This window comes from Pontibacter deserti, from assembly GCF_023630255.1.
GTDB classification, from domain to species: Bacteria; Bacteroidota; Bacteroidia; order Cytophagales; family Hymenobacteraceae; genus Pontibacter; species Pontibacter deserti.
Map to the genome: position 1 here is coordinate 694,171 of NZ_JALPRS010000001.1, position 18,416 is coordinate 712,586.

15 protein-coding genes and 1 pseudogene are annotated in these 18,416 nt (G+C 35.8%); 15 read left to right on the forward strand and 1 reads right to left on the reverse strand.

All coding sequences use genetic code 11. The annotated features are described in order from the left end of the window. Nucleotides 1-195: 195 nt before the first annotated feature. The 15 genes and pseudogenes from MJ612_RS02920 to MJ612_RS02990 all read left to right on the forward strand — a co-directional run bounded on the left by MJ612_RS02920 (nucleotide 196) and on the right by MJ612_RS02990 (nucleotide 17,693). Nucleotides 196-942: a polysaccharide biosynthesis/export family protein gene (locus MJ612_RS02920; RefSeq protein ID WP_187029282.1), complete on the forward strand. Its 747-nt coding sequence runs from the start codon at nucleotides 196-198 to the stop codon at nucleotides 940-942. A 15-nt stretch (nucleotides 943-957) separates the two neighbouring features. Then, nucleotides 958-3,297 carry a GumC family protein gene (locus tag MJ612_RS02925; RefSeq protein WP_187029284.1) on the forward strand — a complete coding sequence of 780 codons (2,340 nt, stop codon included), beginning with the start codon at nucleotides 958-960 and terminating at the stop codon, nucleotides 3,295-3,297. A 32-nt stretch (nucleotides 3,298-3,329) separates the two neighbouring features. Next, nucleotides 3,330-4,649, forward strand: coding sequence for a nucleotide sugar dehydrogenase (locus MJ612_RS02930; RefSeq protein ID WP_187029286.1), 1,320 nt, complete (start codon nucleotides 3,330-3,332; stop codon nucleotides 4,647-4,649). Between the two features lie 156 nt (nucleotides 4,650-4,805). Then, nucleotides 4,806-6,083 carry a lipid II flippase MurJ gene (locus tag MJ612_RS02935; RefSeq protein WP_187029288.1) on the forward strand — a complete coding sequence of 426 codons (1,278 nt, stop codon included), beginning with the start codon at nucleotides 4,806-4,808 and terminating at the stop codon, nucleotides 6,081-6,083. After that, entirely contained in the window at nucleotides 6,068-7,321 is a 1,254-nt protein-coding gene (locus MJ612_RS02940; protein ID WP_187029290.1) for a hypothetical protein, read from the forward strand. The genes MJ612_RS02935 and MJ612_RS02940 overlap by 16 nt, the downstream gene beginning before the upstream one ends. Further along, complete coding sequence (locus MJ612_RS02945; RefSeq protein WP_187029292.1) at nucleotides 7,318-8,403, forward strand: glycosyltransferase; 1,086 nt, start codon at nucleotides 7,318-7,320, stop codon at nucleotides 8,401-8,403. Before MJ612_RS02940 ends, MJ612_RS02945 begins: the two co-directional genes overlap by 4 nt. Before the next feature lie 312 nt (nucleotides 8,404-8,715). Then, nucleotides 8,716-8,871, forward strand: a pseudogene (locus MJ612_RS18435) (DapH/DapD/GlmU-related protein); the annotation flags it as partial. Nucleotides 8,872-8,876: 5 nt separating this feature from the next. Beyond that, nucleotides 8,877-9,977: a glycosyltransferase gene (locus MJ612_RS02955; protein WP_187029296.1), complete on the forward strand. Its 1,101-nt coding sequence runs from the start codon at nucleotides 8,877-8,879 to the stop codon at nucleotides 9,975-9,977. 29 nt (nucleotides 9,978-10,006) lie between these two features. After that, complete coding sequence (wecB, locus tag MJ612_RS02960) at nucleotides 10,007-11,101, forward strand: non-hydrolyzing UDP-N-acetylglucosamine 2-epimerase (RefSeq protein ID WP_187029299.1); 1,095 nt, start codon at nucleotides 10,007-10,009, stop codon at nucleotides 11,099-11,101. A gap of 1 nt (nucleotide 11,102) precedes the next feature. Next, nucleotides 11,103-12,302, forward strand: a complete 1,200-nt coding sequence (locus tag MJ612_RS02965) for a glycosyltransferase family 4 protein (protein ID WP_187029301.1) — start codon at nucleotides 11,103-11,105, stop codon at nucleotides 12,300-12,302. Next, entirely contained in the window at nucleotides 12,289-13,203 is a 915-nt protein-coding gene (locus MJ612_RS02970; RefSeq protein WP_187029303.1) for an NAD-dependent epimerase/dehydratase family protein, read from the forward strand. The genes MJ612_RS02965 and MJ612_RS02970 overlap by 14 nt, the downstream gene beginning before the upstream one ends. Next, entirely contained in the window at nucleotides 13,200-14,150 is a 951-nt protein-coding gene (locus tag MJ612_RS02975) for an MraY family glycosyltransferase (RefSeq protein WP_187029305.1), read from the forward strand. Before MJ612_RS02970 ends, MJ612_RS02975 begins: the two co-directional genes overlap by 4 nt. Before the next feature lie 130 nt (nucleotides 14,151-14,280). Beyond that, complete coding sequence (locus MJ612_RS02980) at nucleotides 14,281-14,916, forward strand: sugar transferase (protein ID WP_187029307.1); 636 nt, start codon at nucleotides 14,281-14,283, stop codon at nucleotides 14,914-14,916. Nucleotides 14,917-14,958: 42 nt separating this feature from the next. Continuing rightward, entirely contained in the window at nucleotides 14,959-15,564 is a 606-nt protein-coding gene (locus tag MJ612_RS02985; RefSeq protein ID WP_187029309.1) for an acetyltransferase, read from the forward strand. Between the two features lie 395 nt (nucleotides 15,565-15,959). Further along, the gene (locus MJ612_RS02990; protein WP_250419038.1) at nucleotides 15,960-17,693 is read left to right on the forward strand and encodes a polysaccharide biosynthesis protein; all 1,734 of its coding nucleotides are present in this window, start codon (nucleotides 15,960-15,962) and stop codon (nucleotides 17,691-17,693) included. Between the two features lie 148 nt (nucleotides 17,694-17,841). Here the strand turns inward: MJ612_RS02990 and MJ612_RS02995 are convergent, their stop codons facing one another. Beyond that, a complete protein-coding gene (locus MJ612_RS02995; protein ID WP_187029313.1) occupies nucleotides 17,842-18,183 on the reverse strand; it encodes a hypothetical protein in 342 nt (113 codons plus the stop codon). Nucleotides 18,184-18,416 lie beyond the last annotated feature (233 nt).

Consider the following 18,416-nt stretch of genomic DNA (forward strand, 5'->3'; position numbering starts at 1 on the left):
ACAAGTTCACTTGCGAAATTTATAACTTTTGTATATATACAATTTATGTATTGTGAGATTTTAAAGATAAAGGTATGCTTTCAAGACCTAAACGCTTACATTTGCACTTGCATTAATTTTGCACCTATTAATTGAATTAAACTAGCTTATTTAATTATTTTAACTTAGCTAGCATACAATACCCTTATACCTGAAATGAGAATTGAACTGATTTACCTGGTTGGCCTGCTATTAGTAACCTCCTGTGGTCCCACCCGAAACCTGGCCTATTTCAGCGACTTAAAGGAGCAAACATCCTACTCTGAAGAAATTACCAACCTTGCTGTTTCCAAAATACAACCAAATGATCTGTTGAGTATTACTGTAAGCAGTAAAAGTCCTGAATCTGATCTGCAGTTTAACAGGGGCATGCTGGGTGCTGCTGAAAATAAAATGGAAGGCTACCTCGTTGATGAAAGTGGATTTATCGATTTCCCGGTTGTGGGGCGTGTAAAGCTAGCTGGATTAACCAAGCAGGAGGCGAAAGATACCCTTACTGCTCAGTTAGGAGGTTACCTTAAAGATCCTGTGGTGCAGATCCGAAATATGAATTTTAAGATATCTGTGATAGGTGAAGTGAACCGACCTTCTACTTTTACTGTTCCTGCTGAGAAAATATCAATTCTGGAGGCCTTAGGTATGGCCGGTGATATGACACCCTTTGGTAAACGTGAAAATGTGATCGTAATGCGGGAAGAAGCAGGCAAAAGAACAATGACACGTTTAGACTTAAACAAAAAGGATGTTTTGAGTTCACCTTATTTTTACCTGCAGCAAAACGATGTGGTATATGTAGAGCCTGATAAGATGAAACAGGTACAGGCGAGCACCAATACACGCAATTTAGCAATTCTTACATCCCTTACTTCATTAGCTATTGTGATAGCATCCAGAATATTTTAAGTGCCCCGTTAGTATATGTCAGAGAAAGAAATTTTTCAGTTCGATTCTGAAGAGATCAATATCAAGGAAATAGTACAGAGGTATTTTCGCTATTGGTACTTATTTATAACTGGTGTTGTGGTAGCTGGTATCGTTGCGTTTGTTTACCTGCGTTATTCTACACCACAGTACCGTATCAGCAGTACCTTGCTCATAAAAGATGATAAGAAAGGTCCTTCTCTGGCAGAAAATGCCGTGCTTGATGACCTGGATTTGTTTCAAACAGGGAAGAACATCGATAATGAGATCGAAATACTGAAGTCTAAAAGCCTGATGAACCGGGTGCTGAAGGAGCTTTCCCTACATACTACTTATCATGTAGACGGGCGCGTGAAAAGTACAGAGATCTACGGTGCTACCATGCCTATCAAGGTTATTGTCAGCAAGCTTGACTCAGCCGCTTTTGACAAATCCATTAGCATTCAGACTATCGATAACTTCAATTTCCAGATAGAAGATGATGGTTTTGTAAGCCAGCATAAGTTTGGTCAGAATATAAAGAAACCTTATGCTGTATTTACGGTAGTAGCAGGTGGCGGTGCAATAAGTAAGGATAAAAATGTTACTGTAAAGTTTCATGACATCCGGAAAGTTGCTGAAAGCTATAATCAGAAACTTACTGTTGCGCCTGTCAATAAAAATGCAAGCGTTTTAAGTTTAAGTTTGGTAGATCCGGTACCTGCCAAAGGAGTGGCTATACTTAACAAACTGGTTGAAGTTTATAATAAGGAAGCCGTTGAAGATAAAAACCTAATCGCCGGAAGTACGATACAGTTCATAGATGAGCGCCTGAAGTTCCTGACATCCGAACTTTCAGTAGTGGAGCAGGATGTAGAAAGCTACAAGCGTGATAACCGTGTAACAGACGTTAGCTCTGAAGCTAAGCTATACCTTGAGAAAGCTAGTGAGTATAACCGTCAACTATCAGAATGGGCTATTCAAATCGATGTACTGGAGTCTATTGAAAATTACCTGTTAAAGCAGGAAAGCCAGTATGAACTGGTGCCGAGCACCTTAACCATTCAGGATGCAACACTGCTTGGCCTGATCTCTAAATTCAATGAACTACAGCTGGAGCGCAAGCGTCTATTACGCGTATCACAGCCGAGTAACCCGCTGGTGCTGAACATTAATGAACAACTGGGTAACCTTCGTGGCAATATCTTGGAGAACCTGCGCAATATAAAGGATGGATTAAAAATTACACGCAGTAACTTACAGGCCAGTTCTGCACAATTTGAATCGCGCATTAAAGATGTGCCTAGTATAGAAAAGGACCTGATCGAGATCAAGCGTCAGCAGAGCATTAAAGAAGGACTGTACCTTTACCTATTACAAAAACGCGAAGAGTCTGCTTTGTCGTTAGCGGCTACGGTAGCTAATTCACGTATTATAGATCCTGCTATTTCTGAAGACAGACCTGTTGAACCAAAAAAACAGCTGATTTACTTACTAGCCATTTTAGTAGGCTTTGGTATTCCATTTGCTGGTATCTACATCAAAGAACTCCTAAACGATAGGATACAAAGCCAGCATGATGTGAAGAAGGCTACCAATACACCTATTTTAGGAGAGATAGCCCATAATGATACCTTTGAGAAGCTGGTGGTAACAGAAAACAGCCGCAGCACGGTAGCTGAATTGTTCCGCCTAATCCGTACAAACCTGCAGTTTGCTACACTAGGGAAAGACAATAGGGTGATCATGGTAACTTCCAGTATGAGCGGAGAGGGCAAGACCTTTTTCAGTATTAACCTAGGAGCCAGCTTGGCCCTTACAGGCAAACGTGTAGTGCTGGTTAACTTTGATTTGCGTAAACCACGCCTGCTTCAGGATATGGGTTTATTTAATGAAGTTGGTATCACGAACTATATCATCGACGAGCGCCTGAAAACCCAAGATATAATTATACCTTCCCCTGAAGTCTCAGGCTTGTATGCGATAGGATGCGGGCCTATTCCGCCAAACCCTGCTGAATTGATGATGAGCCCAAAGGTAGGCCATTTGTTAGCTGAGCTGCGTGAACAGTTCGATTATATCCTGCTAGATACATCGCCGGCCGGGCAGGTAGCAGATGCGTTTACGTTGGCACCTCTCATTGATGCCTGTGTATACATTGTACGCTACAACTATACTTTTAAGTCCCAGGTAGCTATTGTAGATGATATTTACCAGAACAAGAAGCTGAATCACCCGATGATCGTTCTGAATGATGCCGATATGAAGGAAGCTTATGGGTATGGGTATGGGTATAATGAATTTGGGAAGCCCGCTTCAAATAAGTTTTTCAAAAAGAGAATGAGAATAGAAGCGTAACTAATATTTGATTAAATATTTGCAACACTGAGATGAACAATAACGACAATAATGCTATTGTAGAAAACGCTAAAATCGCAATTATAGGTTTAGGCTATGTAGGTCTGCCGCTGGCAATTGAGTTTGGGAAAAAGTATGATGTACTAGGCTTCGATATAAATGAAGAACGTGTAACTGAATTAGGCAGAGGAGAAGACCGAACGCAGGAAGCAAATCTTGAAGAGATGAGAGCTGCAATGGCTTTACGTTTGAATGATAAAAGTAATATAGGGCTACATTTCTCTGCAAACAAAGATGATCTAAATCATTATAATACATTTATTGTTACTGTACCTACTCCTATTGATCAGTTCAAAGCGCCTGACCTTCGCCCTCTCATAAAAGCATCTGAAATGCTGGGTTCTGTACTTAAAGCCGGTGACTTGGTGATTTATGAGTCAACTGTTTATCCTGGGTGTACAGAAGAAGACTGTGTGCCAGTACTAGAGAAGGTATCAGGCTTAAAATTTAATAAAGACTTTTTTGCAGGCTATTCTCCTGAACGAATAAACCCAGGAGATAAAATTAACACACTTACTAAAATTAAAAAGGTTACAAGTGGCTCAACTCCTGAAATAGCTTCTAGGGTTGATGGTCTATATCAATCTATCATAACAGCAGGTACACATAAGACTACAAGTATCAAAGTTGCAGAAGCATCAAAGGCAATAGAAAACGCCCAACGAGATATAAACATATCCTTTGTTAATGAATTAGCTCTTATTTTTGATAGGTTAGGGATTGATACTAATGATGTAATTGAGGCTGCAGGAACAAAATGGAATTTTCTAAAATATAAACCAGGCTTAGTTGGTGGGCACTGTATTGGTGTTGATCCTTACTACTTGGCACATAAGGCAGAGGCTTTGGGCTACCATCCACAAGTAATACTTTCTGGGCGTAGAGTAAATGACAATATGGGACAGTTTGTGGCAAATAAAGTTATCAAACTGATGATTGAAAAGGATCATAAAATAAAAGGCTCTAGAGCCCTAATTATGGGTTTCACTTTCAAGGAGAACTGCCCTGATGTGCGAAATACAAGAGTAATTGATATTTATCATGAGTTAAGTCAATTTGGTCTAACTGTTGATATTTTTGATCCTTGGGCAGATTCTAATGAAGTAAAGCATGAATATGGTTTGGATATTTTAAATACTATTGAAAGAACAACTGTTTATGATGCTATAATTGTTGCTGTTGCACACAATGAGTTTTTAAGTATTAACTATCAAGAATTTAAGCGCAATAATGCTGTTATTTTTGATACTAAAGCTTGTTTAGATAGAAATTTAGTTGATGGAAGATTATAAAGAGTAACATAAGTAAAGTTCTTTAATAAGATTCTGTAGAGAAGATTCTCATAAAAGAATGCGAAATTCTTTTATGAGAATCTTCTCTATTAATTAAAACTCAGTTGGGTTGAATGGGGTCAAGTTGACAGTTGAATTTTAAAAATCTTAAGAAGAGTGAAAATAAAACAGGCGTCATCTACAATAATTTTTTCTATTTTAATAAATATAGTAAGCAAAGTAATCGGCTTCGTAAGAGAAGTATTTATATCCTCTCAGTTTGGTAGTAGTATAATTACAGATGCTTTTTTTACATTACAGCAAGTACCACAAGGAATAGGTAACTTTGTCCAAGGTGCTTTCAATTTATCTTTTATACCACATTTTCATGATGCAGAGAAGAAAGGTGTTGAGAACAAGTTCTTTAAATACTTATTTAGAAAGCTAATTTATCTAGGGAGTGCTGTTGCTATAATATATTTCATTATTACTCAATTTATATATAATAGCAGTAGCCTAGAATTAAGCTTCAGTACGATATTTACATTTGCTATTATTCCATTCGTTATTATTGGTTTATGTTTTGGATTACTCAATGCGAAGGAAAAATATCTAAAGGCAAACCTATATGCAACTTTATATCCGGTTGTTATGCTTTTGTTTCTATTTATCTTGCCATTTATAGGATTTCCACTAGATATTTCGTTACCACTTTCTTACACAATAGGTCTAGTACTTTCATCAGCAGCGGGTATATTAATATTTTATGGTATATTTAAACGCACAAGTCAACATCGCTCACAGAATGATGACCTTATACTTATAAAGAAAGAATTTAACATATCCCTATTTCATTCTACTATTGAAAATATTGGATTTAATTTAAATTCAATACTTACAGTCATCTTTCTCTCTCAAACAGGAATCATTGGAATTGTATCTAGTAATGCTTATTCAAATAGGATTTCCATGCTATTTTTGTCTGGATTTGTGGGTCCATTAAACCAATTATTTCAAGGTTACTTTTCAAAATATAAAGAATCAATAACTCGTAAGAGAGTGATCCAAATAACTTTATTATTCCTTTTATCTTTAACTATTATTGTTATTGTAGTTATTGTTTATCGTTATGAAATAGTAAAGCTAGTCTACGAAAGAGGTAAATTCAATTCTGAAGATACCTCTCACGTTGCTGATTTCTTAGTACCGTATATGCTCTATTTCTTAGTAATTTCACTAAACCAATATTTCGCTAGGATAATTTACGCACAGCATTTATCAAAGATATATGCCTACACTATGCTAATTGCTTATACAATTAGTAATATATTAAAACCTGTCAGTTTGGCTTATTATGCCCCTGAATCAGTAATATGGGTAATGGTTCTTGCAGAAGCACTTGCTATTCCATACTTTTTTTATCTTACCAATATTAGGAGATGGAGCGCAAATTAATTTTATTATTACTTATATTAATAACCTTTTCCTTTTACCCATCTAATATTTATTCTATTGGCTTTAGAGGATTAATATTAATAATTGGTTTTTTAGGTCTTCTAAAACTGCCAAAATTGGTACCTGATCGTAATATCTCAAAAGCGATTTACTTCATGGCATTACTTACTTTAATACAGATTGTAAGTAATGTTTATCACATAAACAATGTAAACTCATTAACTGATAGTTTAAGAGTAGTTAACTATTTCTTTGCTTTTTGTGGGCTTTTGTTCCTTTTTAGAAGTGAAAGGAATGTGTACTATTTTATTAAGCACACTAAAATCGTATTCTACTTTTTCATAGTTAGTGTTTTTATCTATATGATATTCCCTTACTTTAGTTACTACATAGCAGGAGATATAAATTTCATTAAATCAATTAAGACTTTTGCTGCTAAAGATTTTCAATATCATTCAAATCCTACTTCAGGGGTAGGTGCATTCTTATTACTGGTAATAGCGTTGACAACTCAAAGAGGAGGCATAAAAGCAATCACTTTTATTATGCTAGGAATGCTGCTTATCTATTTAACAGGCTCATTTACTTCTTTTTTGTCTGTTTCTTTAAGTATTTTAGTACTATCTATATTGAGGAACAGTATAACGTTCTACAATTATAAAAAAATATCTAAAGTCTTAATTGGGCTTTTTGGGCTTACTTTTGCTGCTTCTTTTATTTATTTCTATCATCATGATTTTAGCTGGTATAATGAGGCGCTTACAGGTAGACCATTTTTATGGGCTAGACCATTCTTGACGTTTGATATTGAAACTATTTTTTTTGGGAACGGCGCTTGGACCTCGTTAGAAGGGCTTGAAGAATATTATAGTTATTTTTTTGTAGCAGAAAATTTAAGTGCAGTACAGGTTTATGAAGAATCAATGGAATCTTTAGGAAGCGGAGGATTGCATAATGTTTTTCTTACTCTGTTCTATGAAAAAGGAATTGCAGTAGCTATTTTCCAGCTGTTCTTCTTCTATTATTTATTAAAAAAGTCTTTCAAAGCATCACTTAATTATGATAAGGTAAAAGCTTTTTCTACCCAGCAGTTTTATAAATTTAATTATGTGGTGCTGTTATTCTTTTTTATTAGGTCTTTTTTTGAGATTGGTGGAATATACGGCTATTATAATGCTATCCTTGATTATATTTTTATTATTTACACTGCTATTTTGCTAAATCTAAAGCTTAAATGAAATATTTGTTGGTATCTCTAGAAGATAATTCTAGAGGGCTTTTTGAGTATCAAAAGAAAGTTAAATATGCCTTTGAGTCCTGTAATGTACCTGTGGAAACTAAGTACCCCCCTTTATCTTATACATCTTCTTTGAAAGGGAACCTCAAGAAGCTAATTAAATATTTCATTCTTGATTTATTTAATCTTAAGGCTAAGAATGAGCTTGAATTGAATGATGATCTTAAAGCTTATGAGAAAATAATAATAACTGATAGCCCGATTTATACGCTATTTTTTGCTAAGTTATTGTTAAAAAGTTATAAAGGTAAAATTTTTATAACATTACATGACCCGATTCCACACAGTACGGACAAAGCAAAACGTAAAATTCTAAATATACTTTTATCAATCTTAAATAAAAAACTTTTTAAGTCTGCTTCTGAGCTAGATAATTTATACTTGATAGTACATGATACTTCGGGTTTGGACAAATTTAAATATAGAGCAGATAAAATAATTGCTACCCATCATCCTTTACCTGCGCCCTTATCTTTTACAGAAGATAATTTTAGTTTGAAGAAATACCGGTATGTATTCACCTTTATGGGTAGAATTGAATATTATAAAGGTATAGACATCTTCTTAGAATCTGTTATTCAATTTAATAGAACACATAATGATGGGGAAATACTCTTTGTCATTGCTGGGGGAGGTGTATGGGACTTTTCAGATTATGAAAATGAATCTAACCTATTGATAATTAATAAGTTTTTAAACACTGAAGAATATAACTCTGTTTTATACTATTCGGATGTAATAGTTCTCCCTTATAGAGATGCAACACAGTCTGGTGTATTAACTGATGCTAAGGCTAATGGTAAAATTATTATTGTTAACAATGTTGGTACGCTTAGTAAATATCTCAAACCAAATGATCTTATCTTAGATGAACTATCTACAGAGGCATTATGCTCTAAGTATACAGCTGCAGTTGATAGAATAGAAAAAAGTAAAAAATATTTAAAGACACCTGTAGATGTACTAGAAGAAGTACATGAATTTAATAAAGCTAATTATGTTGATTTTTTAATAAAAATTTGAATAGAGCATTTAAAAATTTAAGTTCCAACTACTTTTATTTTGCTTTGAAAGAAAAGTACTTCATGTTTAAAAAATATTCCTTCTATAGTAAAGAACCCTAATATTAAAAAAGATGCAAACTTTGGCAATGGCATAGATATGAATAGCAGAAATTTCTCAGATGTTAGTGTAAATGCTTATGTTTGAGGTCCACTTAAAATTGGCAATAATGTAATGATGGGACCAAAAGTAACTATTTTGACAAGGAAACATATTTATAATGTTATAATATCTATGAATATGCAGAGTGGATGCACTGTGAAAGCAGTAGAAATCGCTGACGATGTGTGGATTGGAACAAGGGCCCTTATATTGCCAGGGGTTAGTATAGGAAAAGGTGCAATAATTGCCGCAGGAGCAGTTGTTACAAAAGATGTCCCTGATTATGCTATAGTAGGTGGGAACCCTGCTAAGGTGATAAAATCAAGATTACAATGAAGATTTGTTTTATATCCAACGGAAGTTTTATACATGTAAAGCCTTATATTGACTTTTTTAAAATAAGAGGCTATGATGTTTCTTTAATTGCAATTACCCCACCAACAATTGATTTTGATATACCTGTTTATTCAGCATGGGTAGGCAACTCAGATAAATATAAAAAGAACGGATACAAAAAATGGACTTATTTCTTTTCTGTTATTAAAGCTAAAAAATTAATAAGAATTTTAAATCCAGATATTGTTCATGCACATTATGTTACTAGTGGTGGGCTTGTCGCCTGGATTCTAAACCACCCAAAAACAGTTTTGACTGCTCATGGGAGTGATGTTAATACAAACACTGGTTCAATATTCTGGAAATTTCTCTTAAGATTAATATTCAATCAAGCTAAAATTATCAATGTTGTATCTAGTGATCTTGGGAAAAAAGTTCATCAATCATTTAACGTACCTACACAGAAAATTGTCAATATAAATGTTGGTATTGATTACAATAAATATTTTATACAAAGAAGCGAATTAGATACAAAATCTCTTGGATTGAATATTATATGTAATAGAAGCTTTGAAGCAGTCTATGATCATCAAACAATATTTAATAGTTTAAAAGAGCTGAAAAATAGAAATATTCCCTTCAAAGCAACTTTTTTAGGTGACGGTTCCACGAAGGAACAGTGTATTGATTTTGCTCTGCAGAATGATCTTAATAAAAATATAGTATTCTTAGGCAAAGTTAATAATAATAAGCAGCCTGAAATTTTTAAACAGCATAACATTTATATTTCGGCTTCACTTTCAGATGGAACTAGTTTAAGCTTGTTAGAAGCAATGACTTCTGGATTACTTCCAGTTGTATCTAACATTGAGGCTAATAGACTTATATTTAATGGAAGTTCCACACCATATATGTTCAACCCTAGAGACTATATGAAACTTGCTGATATATTAGAAGAAATATATAGAAATGGCAATATAGAACAAAGAGTTATATTAGATAATCAGTCGATAGTTGCCTCTATAGGAGATAGAACTAAAAATATGAATTTAATAGATTCAATTTATAAGAATCTATCACCAACCTATAGTACTTAATAAAATTAAAAATTTTTAATTAGAGTAAAATGTTGATAACGCTTATTGCAGGTGCGCGTCCAAACTTTATGAAAATAGCTCCTATTATAGAGTCAATTCAAAAAGAGAAAGACGCTGGACATAAGATTTCTTACAGGTTAGTACATACAGGACAGCATTACGATAAAAGGATGTCGGGAGATTTCTTTTTACAGCTTGGCATTCCAGAGCCGGATGTTAATTTAGAGGCTGGCGGGGGGACACAAGCAGAGCAAACTGCTGCCATTATGGTGCGTTTCGAAAAAGAATTGATGAATAACAGACCTGACCTTGTACTTGTGGTTGGTGATGTAACATCAACTATGGCCTGTGCGATCACAGCGCAAAAGCTTCACATACCTGTTGCACATGTAGAGGCTGGTATACGTTCTGGAGATTGGACAATGCCTGAAGAAATTAACCGTTTGGTTACAGATAGTATTTGTAATTACTTCTTTACCACAACAGAAGCTGCGAGCCAAAATCTGATTAATACAGGGGTAAAACCAGATCAAATATTTTTTGTTGGAAATACCATGATTGACACGCTTCTGAAGCAAATGCCAAGTTTTACGGCACCAGCTTTCTGGGATGAATTTGGATTAGAAGATAAAAAATATCTGGTGATGACGCTACATCGTCCTTCAAATGTAGATGATCCAGAGCAGTTAGAAAAGCTTTTGAATGTACTTGAAAATGGCACTCATCAGTTGCCAGTTATTTTCCCAATGCACCCTCGAACTCGCAATAACATTGAGAAGTTTAATCTAAATCTTAATAATGTAAAAGTAGTAGACCCACTAGGGTATCTTGAGTTTAACTTCTTGGTGCAACATGCTAAGGGTGTGATAACAGACTCTGGTGGTATAACGGAAGAAACTACCGTAATGGGGGTGCCGTGTATGACGTTGCGAACTACCACTGAGCGACCTGAAACTTGTACAGTCGGTACAAACAAATTATTAGGGGCAGATCCTAAAGCATTAGAAGATGCATTACAGGAACTGCTTAGTGGCAACTGGAAGAAAGGAGCTATTCCTGAATTGTGGGATGGTAAGACATCTAAGAGGATAGTCTCACATTTACTGGATGTGTTCAACGTTTAAGATGAAGATCGTTTATTTTTACCAATACTTTTCTACTCCTAATGGAGCTTGGGGTACGCGGGTTTATGAATTTGCCCGTAATTGGGTTGACCAAGGACATGAAGTGACTGTTGTTTCTAGTATATACAGCAAATCAGACCTAAAAGCAACCAAGCTAATTGAAGATCAATATTTCGATGGCATTCATGTTAAAGTTTTAAATGTAAGTATTGATAACAAACAGCCATTTTTAAAAAGGATCTGGTCATTTATTCAATATAGTTTTCTGTCTTGCTACTATGCATTAACATTAAAAGCAGATATAGTAGTAGCTTCCTCTGGTCCAATAACAGTTGGCATTCCAGGTCTGCTTGCAAAGTATATCAGAGGCCGAAAACTTGTGTTTGAAACCAGGGACCTTTGGCCAGAAGGGGCAATTGAACTTGGTTTTATAAAAAATCCAACAATTCAAAAGCTCAGTTATTGGTTTGAAAAGTGTTGTTATGAAGCATCTTCATATATCGTTACTTTGTCACCAGGAATGACGAAAAATATTCAGGCAAGGTTTAACCTCAAAAGTGTTGATGATGTAACAAATGCTGCGAATATACAATTATTCTCAACTAGAAAGCCTTTTTCTGGGGATGGTGTTGCTACTGGCAGTTATGCTGTTTATACTGGCAACATTGGTATGGTAAACAATTCCTATTGGTTATATGAAGCTGCAAAATCATTAAAGAAATTTGGGCGGGAGGATATTTCAATATTATTGATTGGAGAAGGTCAGCAAAGAGAAGAGCTTGAGGAGAAGGCTTTAGATGAAGGGATTACTAATTTTATTAGACTTGGATTGATGCCAAAGAATGATTTAGTCGGATATGTACAAAATGCATTAGCATCACTTGTTCCTTTAAAAGGAACACCTGTACTGGATACATCTTCACCGAATAAATTTTTCGAATCACTTGCTGCTGGTGTTCCTGTAATTCAAAACACCCAGGGCTGGATGAAGGACTTTATTAACGAATATAATGTAGGTTTTACATTAGATCCTAATGATCCTGACCAATTAGCAAAGACATTAATCTGGATGAAAGATAATCCTGAATCAGTAAGAGAAATGGGAGAAAGTGCCAGTGATGTAGCGATAAAATATTTTGATAAAGATTACCTTGCAAATAAAATGTTAACCATTTTAAAGGAAGTACATGAGTCAGAATAATTATACATTAACTGGCGGTAGTGGCTTTCTTGGTTGTACAATAAAAAGTCACCTGTCAAATAAAGGGCATGTTGTATCTTTAAATAGAACAGGAAAAGATGGGATTATGGTTGATATCTCATCTGCATTTATATTGCCTGTATCATTTAATCCAGGGATAGTAATACATGCCGCAGGCAAAGCACATATGGTGCCACGAACTGCGGCAGAAGAGAAAGAATTCTTTGATGTTAATTTTGAAGGAACCAAAAATCTTTGTTCTGCATTAGAACTACTATCACAAAAGCCTAAGGCATTTGTGTTTATTAGTACTGTGGCAGTATATGGGCAGGACGTAGGAAATATGATAACAGAATCTTACCCATTGCTGGGAACTACACCCTATGCTAAATCCAAAATATTAGCAGAAGAATGGCTGCAAAATTGGGCAAAAGAACAGAATATAAAGTTGGCTATTTTACGACTGCCACTTATTGCAGGTCCAAATCCACCAGGTAATCTTGGCGCCATGATAAATGGTATACGATCTGGAAAGTATGTGGGGATAGGTAAGTCTGCTGCCAGAAAGAGTATAGTGTGGGCTGAAGATGTTGCTCAAATAATACCTAAAGTAGCTGAAGTTGGAGGTATTTTTAACTTAACAGATGGGTATCATCCGAGTTTTAAAGAATTGGAGGATTGTATAGCTGGATTGTTGCGTAAAAGGTCCCCATTTCATATACCTGTGCCTGTTGCTAAAACTATTGCTGCATTAGGAGATATAATCGGTAGCCGTTCCCCGATAACTTCGTCAAAGCTTCAGAAAATGATGTCTACTTTAACCTTTGATGATTCTAAAGCCAGGGAACTGCTTGATTGGAAGCCTTCTTCTGTGTTAGATAAATTGCCAACAGTTTTATGATTTACGCTTTACTATTTACTCTCCTTTTTATACTACTGCTAGCATATTTTAAAATAGCAGACCATTACAACATCATTGATAAACCGAATCATCGTAGTTCTCATACAGCTATCACCATACGCGGTGGCGGCGTAGTTTATCCTTTTGCCATATTACTGTATACAATTTTCTTCCAGGATGTATCTTATGTTTTAGTTGCTGGAATAGTAATGATCAGTGCTGTTAGCTTTTGGGATGATGTACAGAACCTGCCAAATAAAGTGCGCCTGCTTGTGCATTTACTTTCTGTAACAGCTCTGCTATTGTCCGTTAAAGCTTTTCAGGAATGGCCTTTATGGTTATTACCTATAGTTTACATACTGGTGATAGGTACTATAAATGCCTATAACTTTATGGATGGCATTAATGGAATTACCGGAATGTATAGTCTTGTAATACTAGGTTCGCTTCTTTATGTAAATTACTATATTTCACCTTTTACGGATAGTGCTTTCATTATATGCCCTGTTATTGCCAGCCTAGTATTTTTGTTTTTTAACTTTAGAAAAAAGGCCAAATGCTTTGCAGGAGACGTAGGCAGCGTAAGTATAGGTTTCTGGATAATAGCTCTCCTGGTGATGGTTATAATTAATACGGGAGATCTTAAATATGTTCTTTTTCTAGCTGTATATGGGGTTGATGCGGTTCTTACAATTATCCACAGGCTTATACTTAAGCAGAACATTTTTGAAGCGCACAGGCTGCATTTTTACCAGATTCTAGCCAACGATAAGAAAGTCAGCCATCTGATAATAGCTTCAGCTTATGGTGTTTTGCAGTTGTTTATCAACTCGACTATCATAACAAGTAGCCTAACAATAGTATCTTTTACTTTTGCTATACTTATACCTTTAGCGTTAATCTATATTATAGCTAAGCCTAAACTAATGGCTAAATCAATTGCGTAATAGGTAAAGGGCACTATAGTGTTTTTTAAGAGTTAAGAATAGAATTACTTCTTGAACTCAGGTAACAATTAAGACTTAACTTGAAGTAATAAAATCTGTGTTCTCAGCAAAAAGATTTAGACAAGCTTAAATGGGAACTTATAGTAAAATATTTAAGCCTCTTTTAGATAAAATGGCAGGGGTGGCAGCCTCTGTAATACTTTTTCCTGTTTTTGCTGTTGTAGTTCTACTGCAGTTGCTGGTGTGCCAGTCTAATCCATTCTTTTTGCAGAAACGCCCTGGTAAAGGTGAGAAAATCTTCACTCTTATAAAATTCAAGACGATGTGTAAATCTAAGGAGATAAAAGGCGAGTTACTGTCAGACCTTGAACGATTAACACCTTTGGGCGCATTTCTACGCGCAACATCCCTTGACGAACTACCTCAATTGATAAATGTTGTTAAAGGAGATATGAGCTTTATTGGTCCCAGGCCATTACTGGTAGAGTACCTACATCTTTATACTGAAGAGCAAAGGAAAAGGCACCATGTGATGCCTGGCATTACCGGTTGGGCTCAGATTAATGGAAGAGATAAGATTAGTTGGGAAAAGAAATTTGAGCTGGATCTATGGTATGTGGAAAACATTTCATTCAGAACAGATATAAAGATACTTTGCAAAACAGTTCTGGAGATTCTTAGGGCACTTATTGCCAGAAAGTACGAGCATGTTTCAGTGCCAAAGTTTAGTGGAACAAATACCACAAGTAAGGGTTGCTTTAAATAGCAGGAGTAAATTTTAATCTACCATTCAAAATTATTTATAGGTATGTATTTATATGGTGCAGGTGGTCATGCAAAAGTTATTATTGATATTCTGACAAATTCAAACATTCCGGTTAATGGTATATTTGATGATAGCACTACTGTTACAGTTCTTAATAGCTGTAGAGTTATCGGTAAGTATGATAACCAGGTGCTGGATGCGCCATTAATAATAAGTATAGGTAATAACGCTGTAAGGGCAAAAATAGCACAGCAGTTTCATACAGAATTTGGTATAGCTGTTCACCGAAGTGCTATTGTCTCTCCCTCGGCTTCTATTAAACAAGGAACGGTTGTGATGCAGGGTACCATTATTCAGGCAAGTGCTACTATAGGGGAACATGTAATTGTAAACACAAGCGCCAGCATTGACCATGACTGTATAGTGAAAGACTTTGCGCATATCTCACCGGGAGCAGTTTTGTGTGGGCATGTAACTATAGGAGAAGGTACTCTTGTTGGGGCTGGAACTGTTGTTACCCCAGGCATTATTATAGGCAAATGGTGTAAAATAAATGCAGGATCAGTAATCAGTAGCAATATTCCAGACTTTGCTACCGTTTCAAATGCAAAAAGTTTTGAAATAAAGAGGCGAAAGAATGTTATTTAAGATTATCATTAATATATAATAAATACTGTTTAATACAGTTTTATAATCCTTTATTGCTTTGATTGATGAAATTTATAGTATTGGATTTGTGGATATTACAGATATGTTTGCTATTCTTATTTTAAATGAAACTTAATTATAGTACAAAATTGATTAGATTTGCGCTCTGAATAATACGCTATTGCTTACCTTTTCACCCGGTTATGAAATTATTCTTACTTAATAAATCTTTACCAAAGTGGATCATCTTATTAATCGATCAGGTAATAACTAGTTGGTCTTTTGTTTTTTCATTTCTCTTAATCCGCCAGTTTGAGTTCACCGATTTGTTGCGCGGTCATTTTACAATATATGTAGGGTTGTATTGCCTGGTATATCTTTGGACCTCTTTCTTTATGCGCATACATACAGGGCTTATCCGCTACTCAGGTACACAGGATATATATCGCATTTTTTCAGCTGTATTGATTGCAAGCCTTATTTACGGCATAGCTTTGGGTATTTTGGTAGGACCCATGTTCCATCTACGCTCTGTAAATATCTACATTGTCTTACTGGTTAATTTCTTTATTTCTTCTTCCCTGTTGATAATGCTTCGCCTGGCTGCGAAGGGTTTGTTCTATTATATTAAAAAGAGTACAACAGGCGACAGAGAGACTGTTTTGATTTACGGCTCGAATGGCTTCTCCTTATTAGTAAAGCAGGCATTGGATACAAGCGGTATGGGGCGCTATGTTATTGCCGGCTTCATTGATGATAATCCCAATAAAGTTGATAAATCGATACAACAGGTTAGGGTGTATCGCGGCAAAGACATCAAAAAGCTACACAAGAGTCTGCATGTTCATAAACTGATTGTGCCGAGCGAAGACCTGAAAACGGAAGACAAGAAGAAGACGATCGAAAAGGCTGTTGAGTTAGGTATAAAGGTGCTAACTGTACCGCCAACATCAGAGTGGATGACAGGGCAGCTTCGTTTAAATCAGATACAGGATCTGAAAATTGAAGATCTGTTACAACGACCACCTATTGTTATTGAAAACAAAAAGGTGTCGCGTGACTTAAGGGGAAAACGTGTGCTGATAACTGGTGGAGCAGGTTCTATAGGTTCTGAGGTAGTACGGCAGGTGCTGAGTTATGATCCGGAGATGGTCATTATTTGCGATCAGGCAGAGTCTCCGTTGCATGAACTGCAACTGGAAATAGAAGAAATATTCCCTGAAGCAAATCTGAAGCTTTGCATTGCGGACATACAAAACTTTAACAGGATGTATGCCTTGTTTAAAGAATATCAGCCACAATTTGTATATCACGCTGCAGCGTACAAACATGTACCAATGATGGAGAATAATCCATCGGAAGCTATACTTACCAACGTTTTAGGAACTAAGAACCTGGCAGACCTATCTGTTACTTTTGATGTAGAGAAGTTTGTAATGATCTCTACGGATAAGGCTGTAAACCCTACTAATATAATGGGAGCTTCTAAGCGTATAGCTGAAATTTATATTCAGTCTCTTAACAGTGTCAGCCAGCAAAGTGGTAAAGAAGAAGGCATAGGCTTAGCAAAGCAAACACGCTTTATTACTACCCGATTTGGTAATGTGTTAGGATCTAATGGTTCTGTTATTCCACGTTTTAGATCTCAAATACAGAAGGGTGGACCTATTACGGTTACGCATCCTGACATCACACGCTATTTTATGACTATTCCTGAAGCGGTACAACTGGTGCTTGAGGCAGGTACAATGGGCAAGGGTGGTGAGATCTTTATCTTTGATATGGGAGAGCCTGTTAAGATCGTAAATCTTGCTAAGAAAATGATCAAGCTAGCGGGCCTTACTCCGGGTATTGATATTGACATTGTTTACTCCGGCCTACGCCCTGGCGAGAAGCTTTATGAAGAGTTGCTGAACGAGGAAGAGACAACTATACCTACACATCATCATAAGATTAAAATCTCTAAAGTCAGAGAGTATGAGTATAGCAGTGTTGTTAGTGATGTAGACGACTTGTTATCTCTGAGTAAGAATGGAGAGGAAGTAAAAGCTGTTAAGAAAATGAAAGTTATGGTTCCAGAGTTCCTTAGCAAAAACTCGAGATTTGAAGAGTTAGATATGGCAAATTAATTCTCATAGTATAAATAAAACTCCCGCATTTTGAGAACTTAATTTAAGTTCTCAAAATGCGGGAGTTTTATTTAAAAGAAGAATGAAATAAGAGCCAGATATGCTGAGATAGCGGACAATTAATGAGCTTGACGAGTAAATTATACTTTTAAATTTCAGGCTTACTGCTGATCTTCACGAACCCTTTTGTATAGTCCCGCTTTTCAGTCAGTTCGTCGGTTTCATACCAAATATCCAGCACATAGGCAGGTGTAATATAAGTTGTTGCAAACTCTTCCCGGCCATCAATAATTTTATAGTCTGTTATCATCTCGAAACCATCCTGTAAAGCTTTGTAATAAGCATCTTCATCGTCATCCAGCTCATTTAAGTAACGATTGTACACCTGGTGGTATTTATCTGTTACAGCTTCATAATAACGTTGCAACTCATGCGGCTCAAATGTCATAAAGCCTTCTTCATCTTTTGACCAGGTGCCTTGCATTTCCATATTAATAAGTAGAGTTTAAGAATTAAAAGTAGTAAGCATACGATAAGTAACAAACTATAAATGTCTCTCTTAAAAGTTTCATAACTGTGAGTCCTGCTTTTCGAACCTTTTTCCGCCCTTTTACATTAGTTCGAGAATAGCAAGTGTAGCTATACGAACTATAGTTAGCAGGTACAAAACGCTGCAGGAGTTAGAAAGATATCCTCTATCTTTGCGGCACTAAAATTATACTT

Excerpts from the sequence above, each read along its gene's own strand:
- MJ612_RS02925 (WP_187029284.1), top strand. The coding sequence starts at position 958 with ATGTCAGAGAAAGAAATTTTTCAGTTCGATTCTGAAGAGATCAATATC.
- MJ612_RS02995 (WP_187029313.1), bottom strand. The coding sequence starts at position 18,183 with ATGGAAATGCAAGGCACCTGGTCAAAAGATGAAGAAGGCTTTATGACA.
- MJ612_RS02980 (WP_187029307.1), top strand. The coding sequence starts at position 14,281 with ATGGGAACTTATAGTAAAATATTTAAGCCTCTTTTAGATAAAATGGCA.
- wecB (WP_187029299.1), top strand. The coding sequence starts at position 10,007 with ATGTTGATAACGCTTATTGCAGGTGCGCGTCCAAACTTTATGAAAATA.
- MJ612_RS02975 (WP_187029305.1), top strand. The coding sequence starts at position 13,200 with ATGATTTACGCTTTACTATTTACTCTCCTTTTTATACTACTGCTAGCA.
- MJ612_RS02930 (WP_187029286.1), top strand. The coding sequence starts at position 3,330 with ATGAACAATAACGACAATAATGCTATTGTAGAAAACGCTAAAATCGCA.
- MJ612_RS02955 (WP_187029296.1), top strand. The coding sequence starts at position 8,877 with ATGAAGATTTGTTTTATATCCAACGGAAGTTTTATACATGTAAAGCCT.
- MJ612_RS02985 (WP_187029309.1), top strand. The coding sequence starts at position 14,959 with ATGTATTTATATGGTGCAGGTGGTCATGCAAAAGTTATTATTGATATT.
- MJ612_RS02920 (WP_187029282.1), top strand. The coding sequence starts at position 196 with ATGAGAATTGAACTGATTTACCTGGTTGGCCTGCTATTAGTAACCTCC.
- MJ612_RS02970 (WP_187029303.1), top strand. The coding sequence starts at position 12,289 with ATGAGTCAGAATAATTATACATTAACTGGCGGTAGTGGCTTTCTTGGT.
- MJ612_RS02965 (WP_187029301.1), top strand. The coding sequence starts at position 11,103 with ATGAAGATCGTTTATTTTTACCAATACTTTTCTACTCCTAATGGAGCT.
- MJ612_RS02990 (WP_250419038.1), top strand. The coding sequence starts at position 15,960 with ATGCGCATACATACAGGGCTTATCCGCTACTCAGGTACACAGGATATA.
- MJ612_RS02945 (WP_187029292.1), top strand. The coding sequence starts at position 7,318 with ATGAAATATTTGTTGGTATCTCTAGAAGATAATTCTAGAGGGCTTTTT.
- MJ612_RS02940 (WP_187029290.1), top strand. The coding sequence starts at position 6,068 with ATGGAGCGCAAATTAATTTTATTATTACTTATATTAATAACCTTTTCC.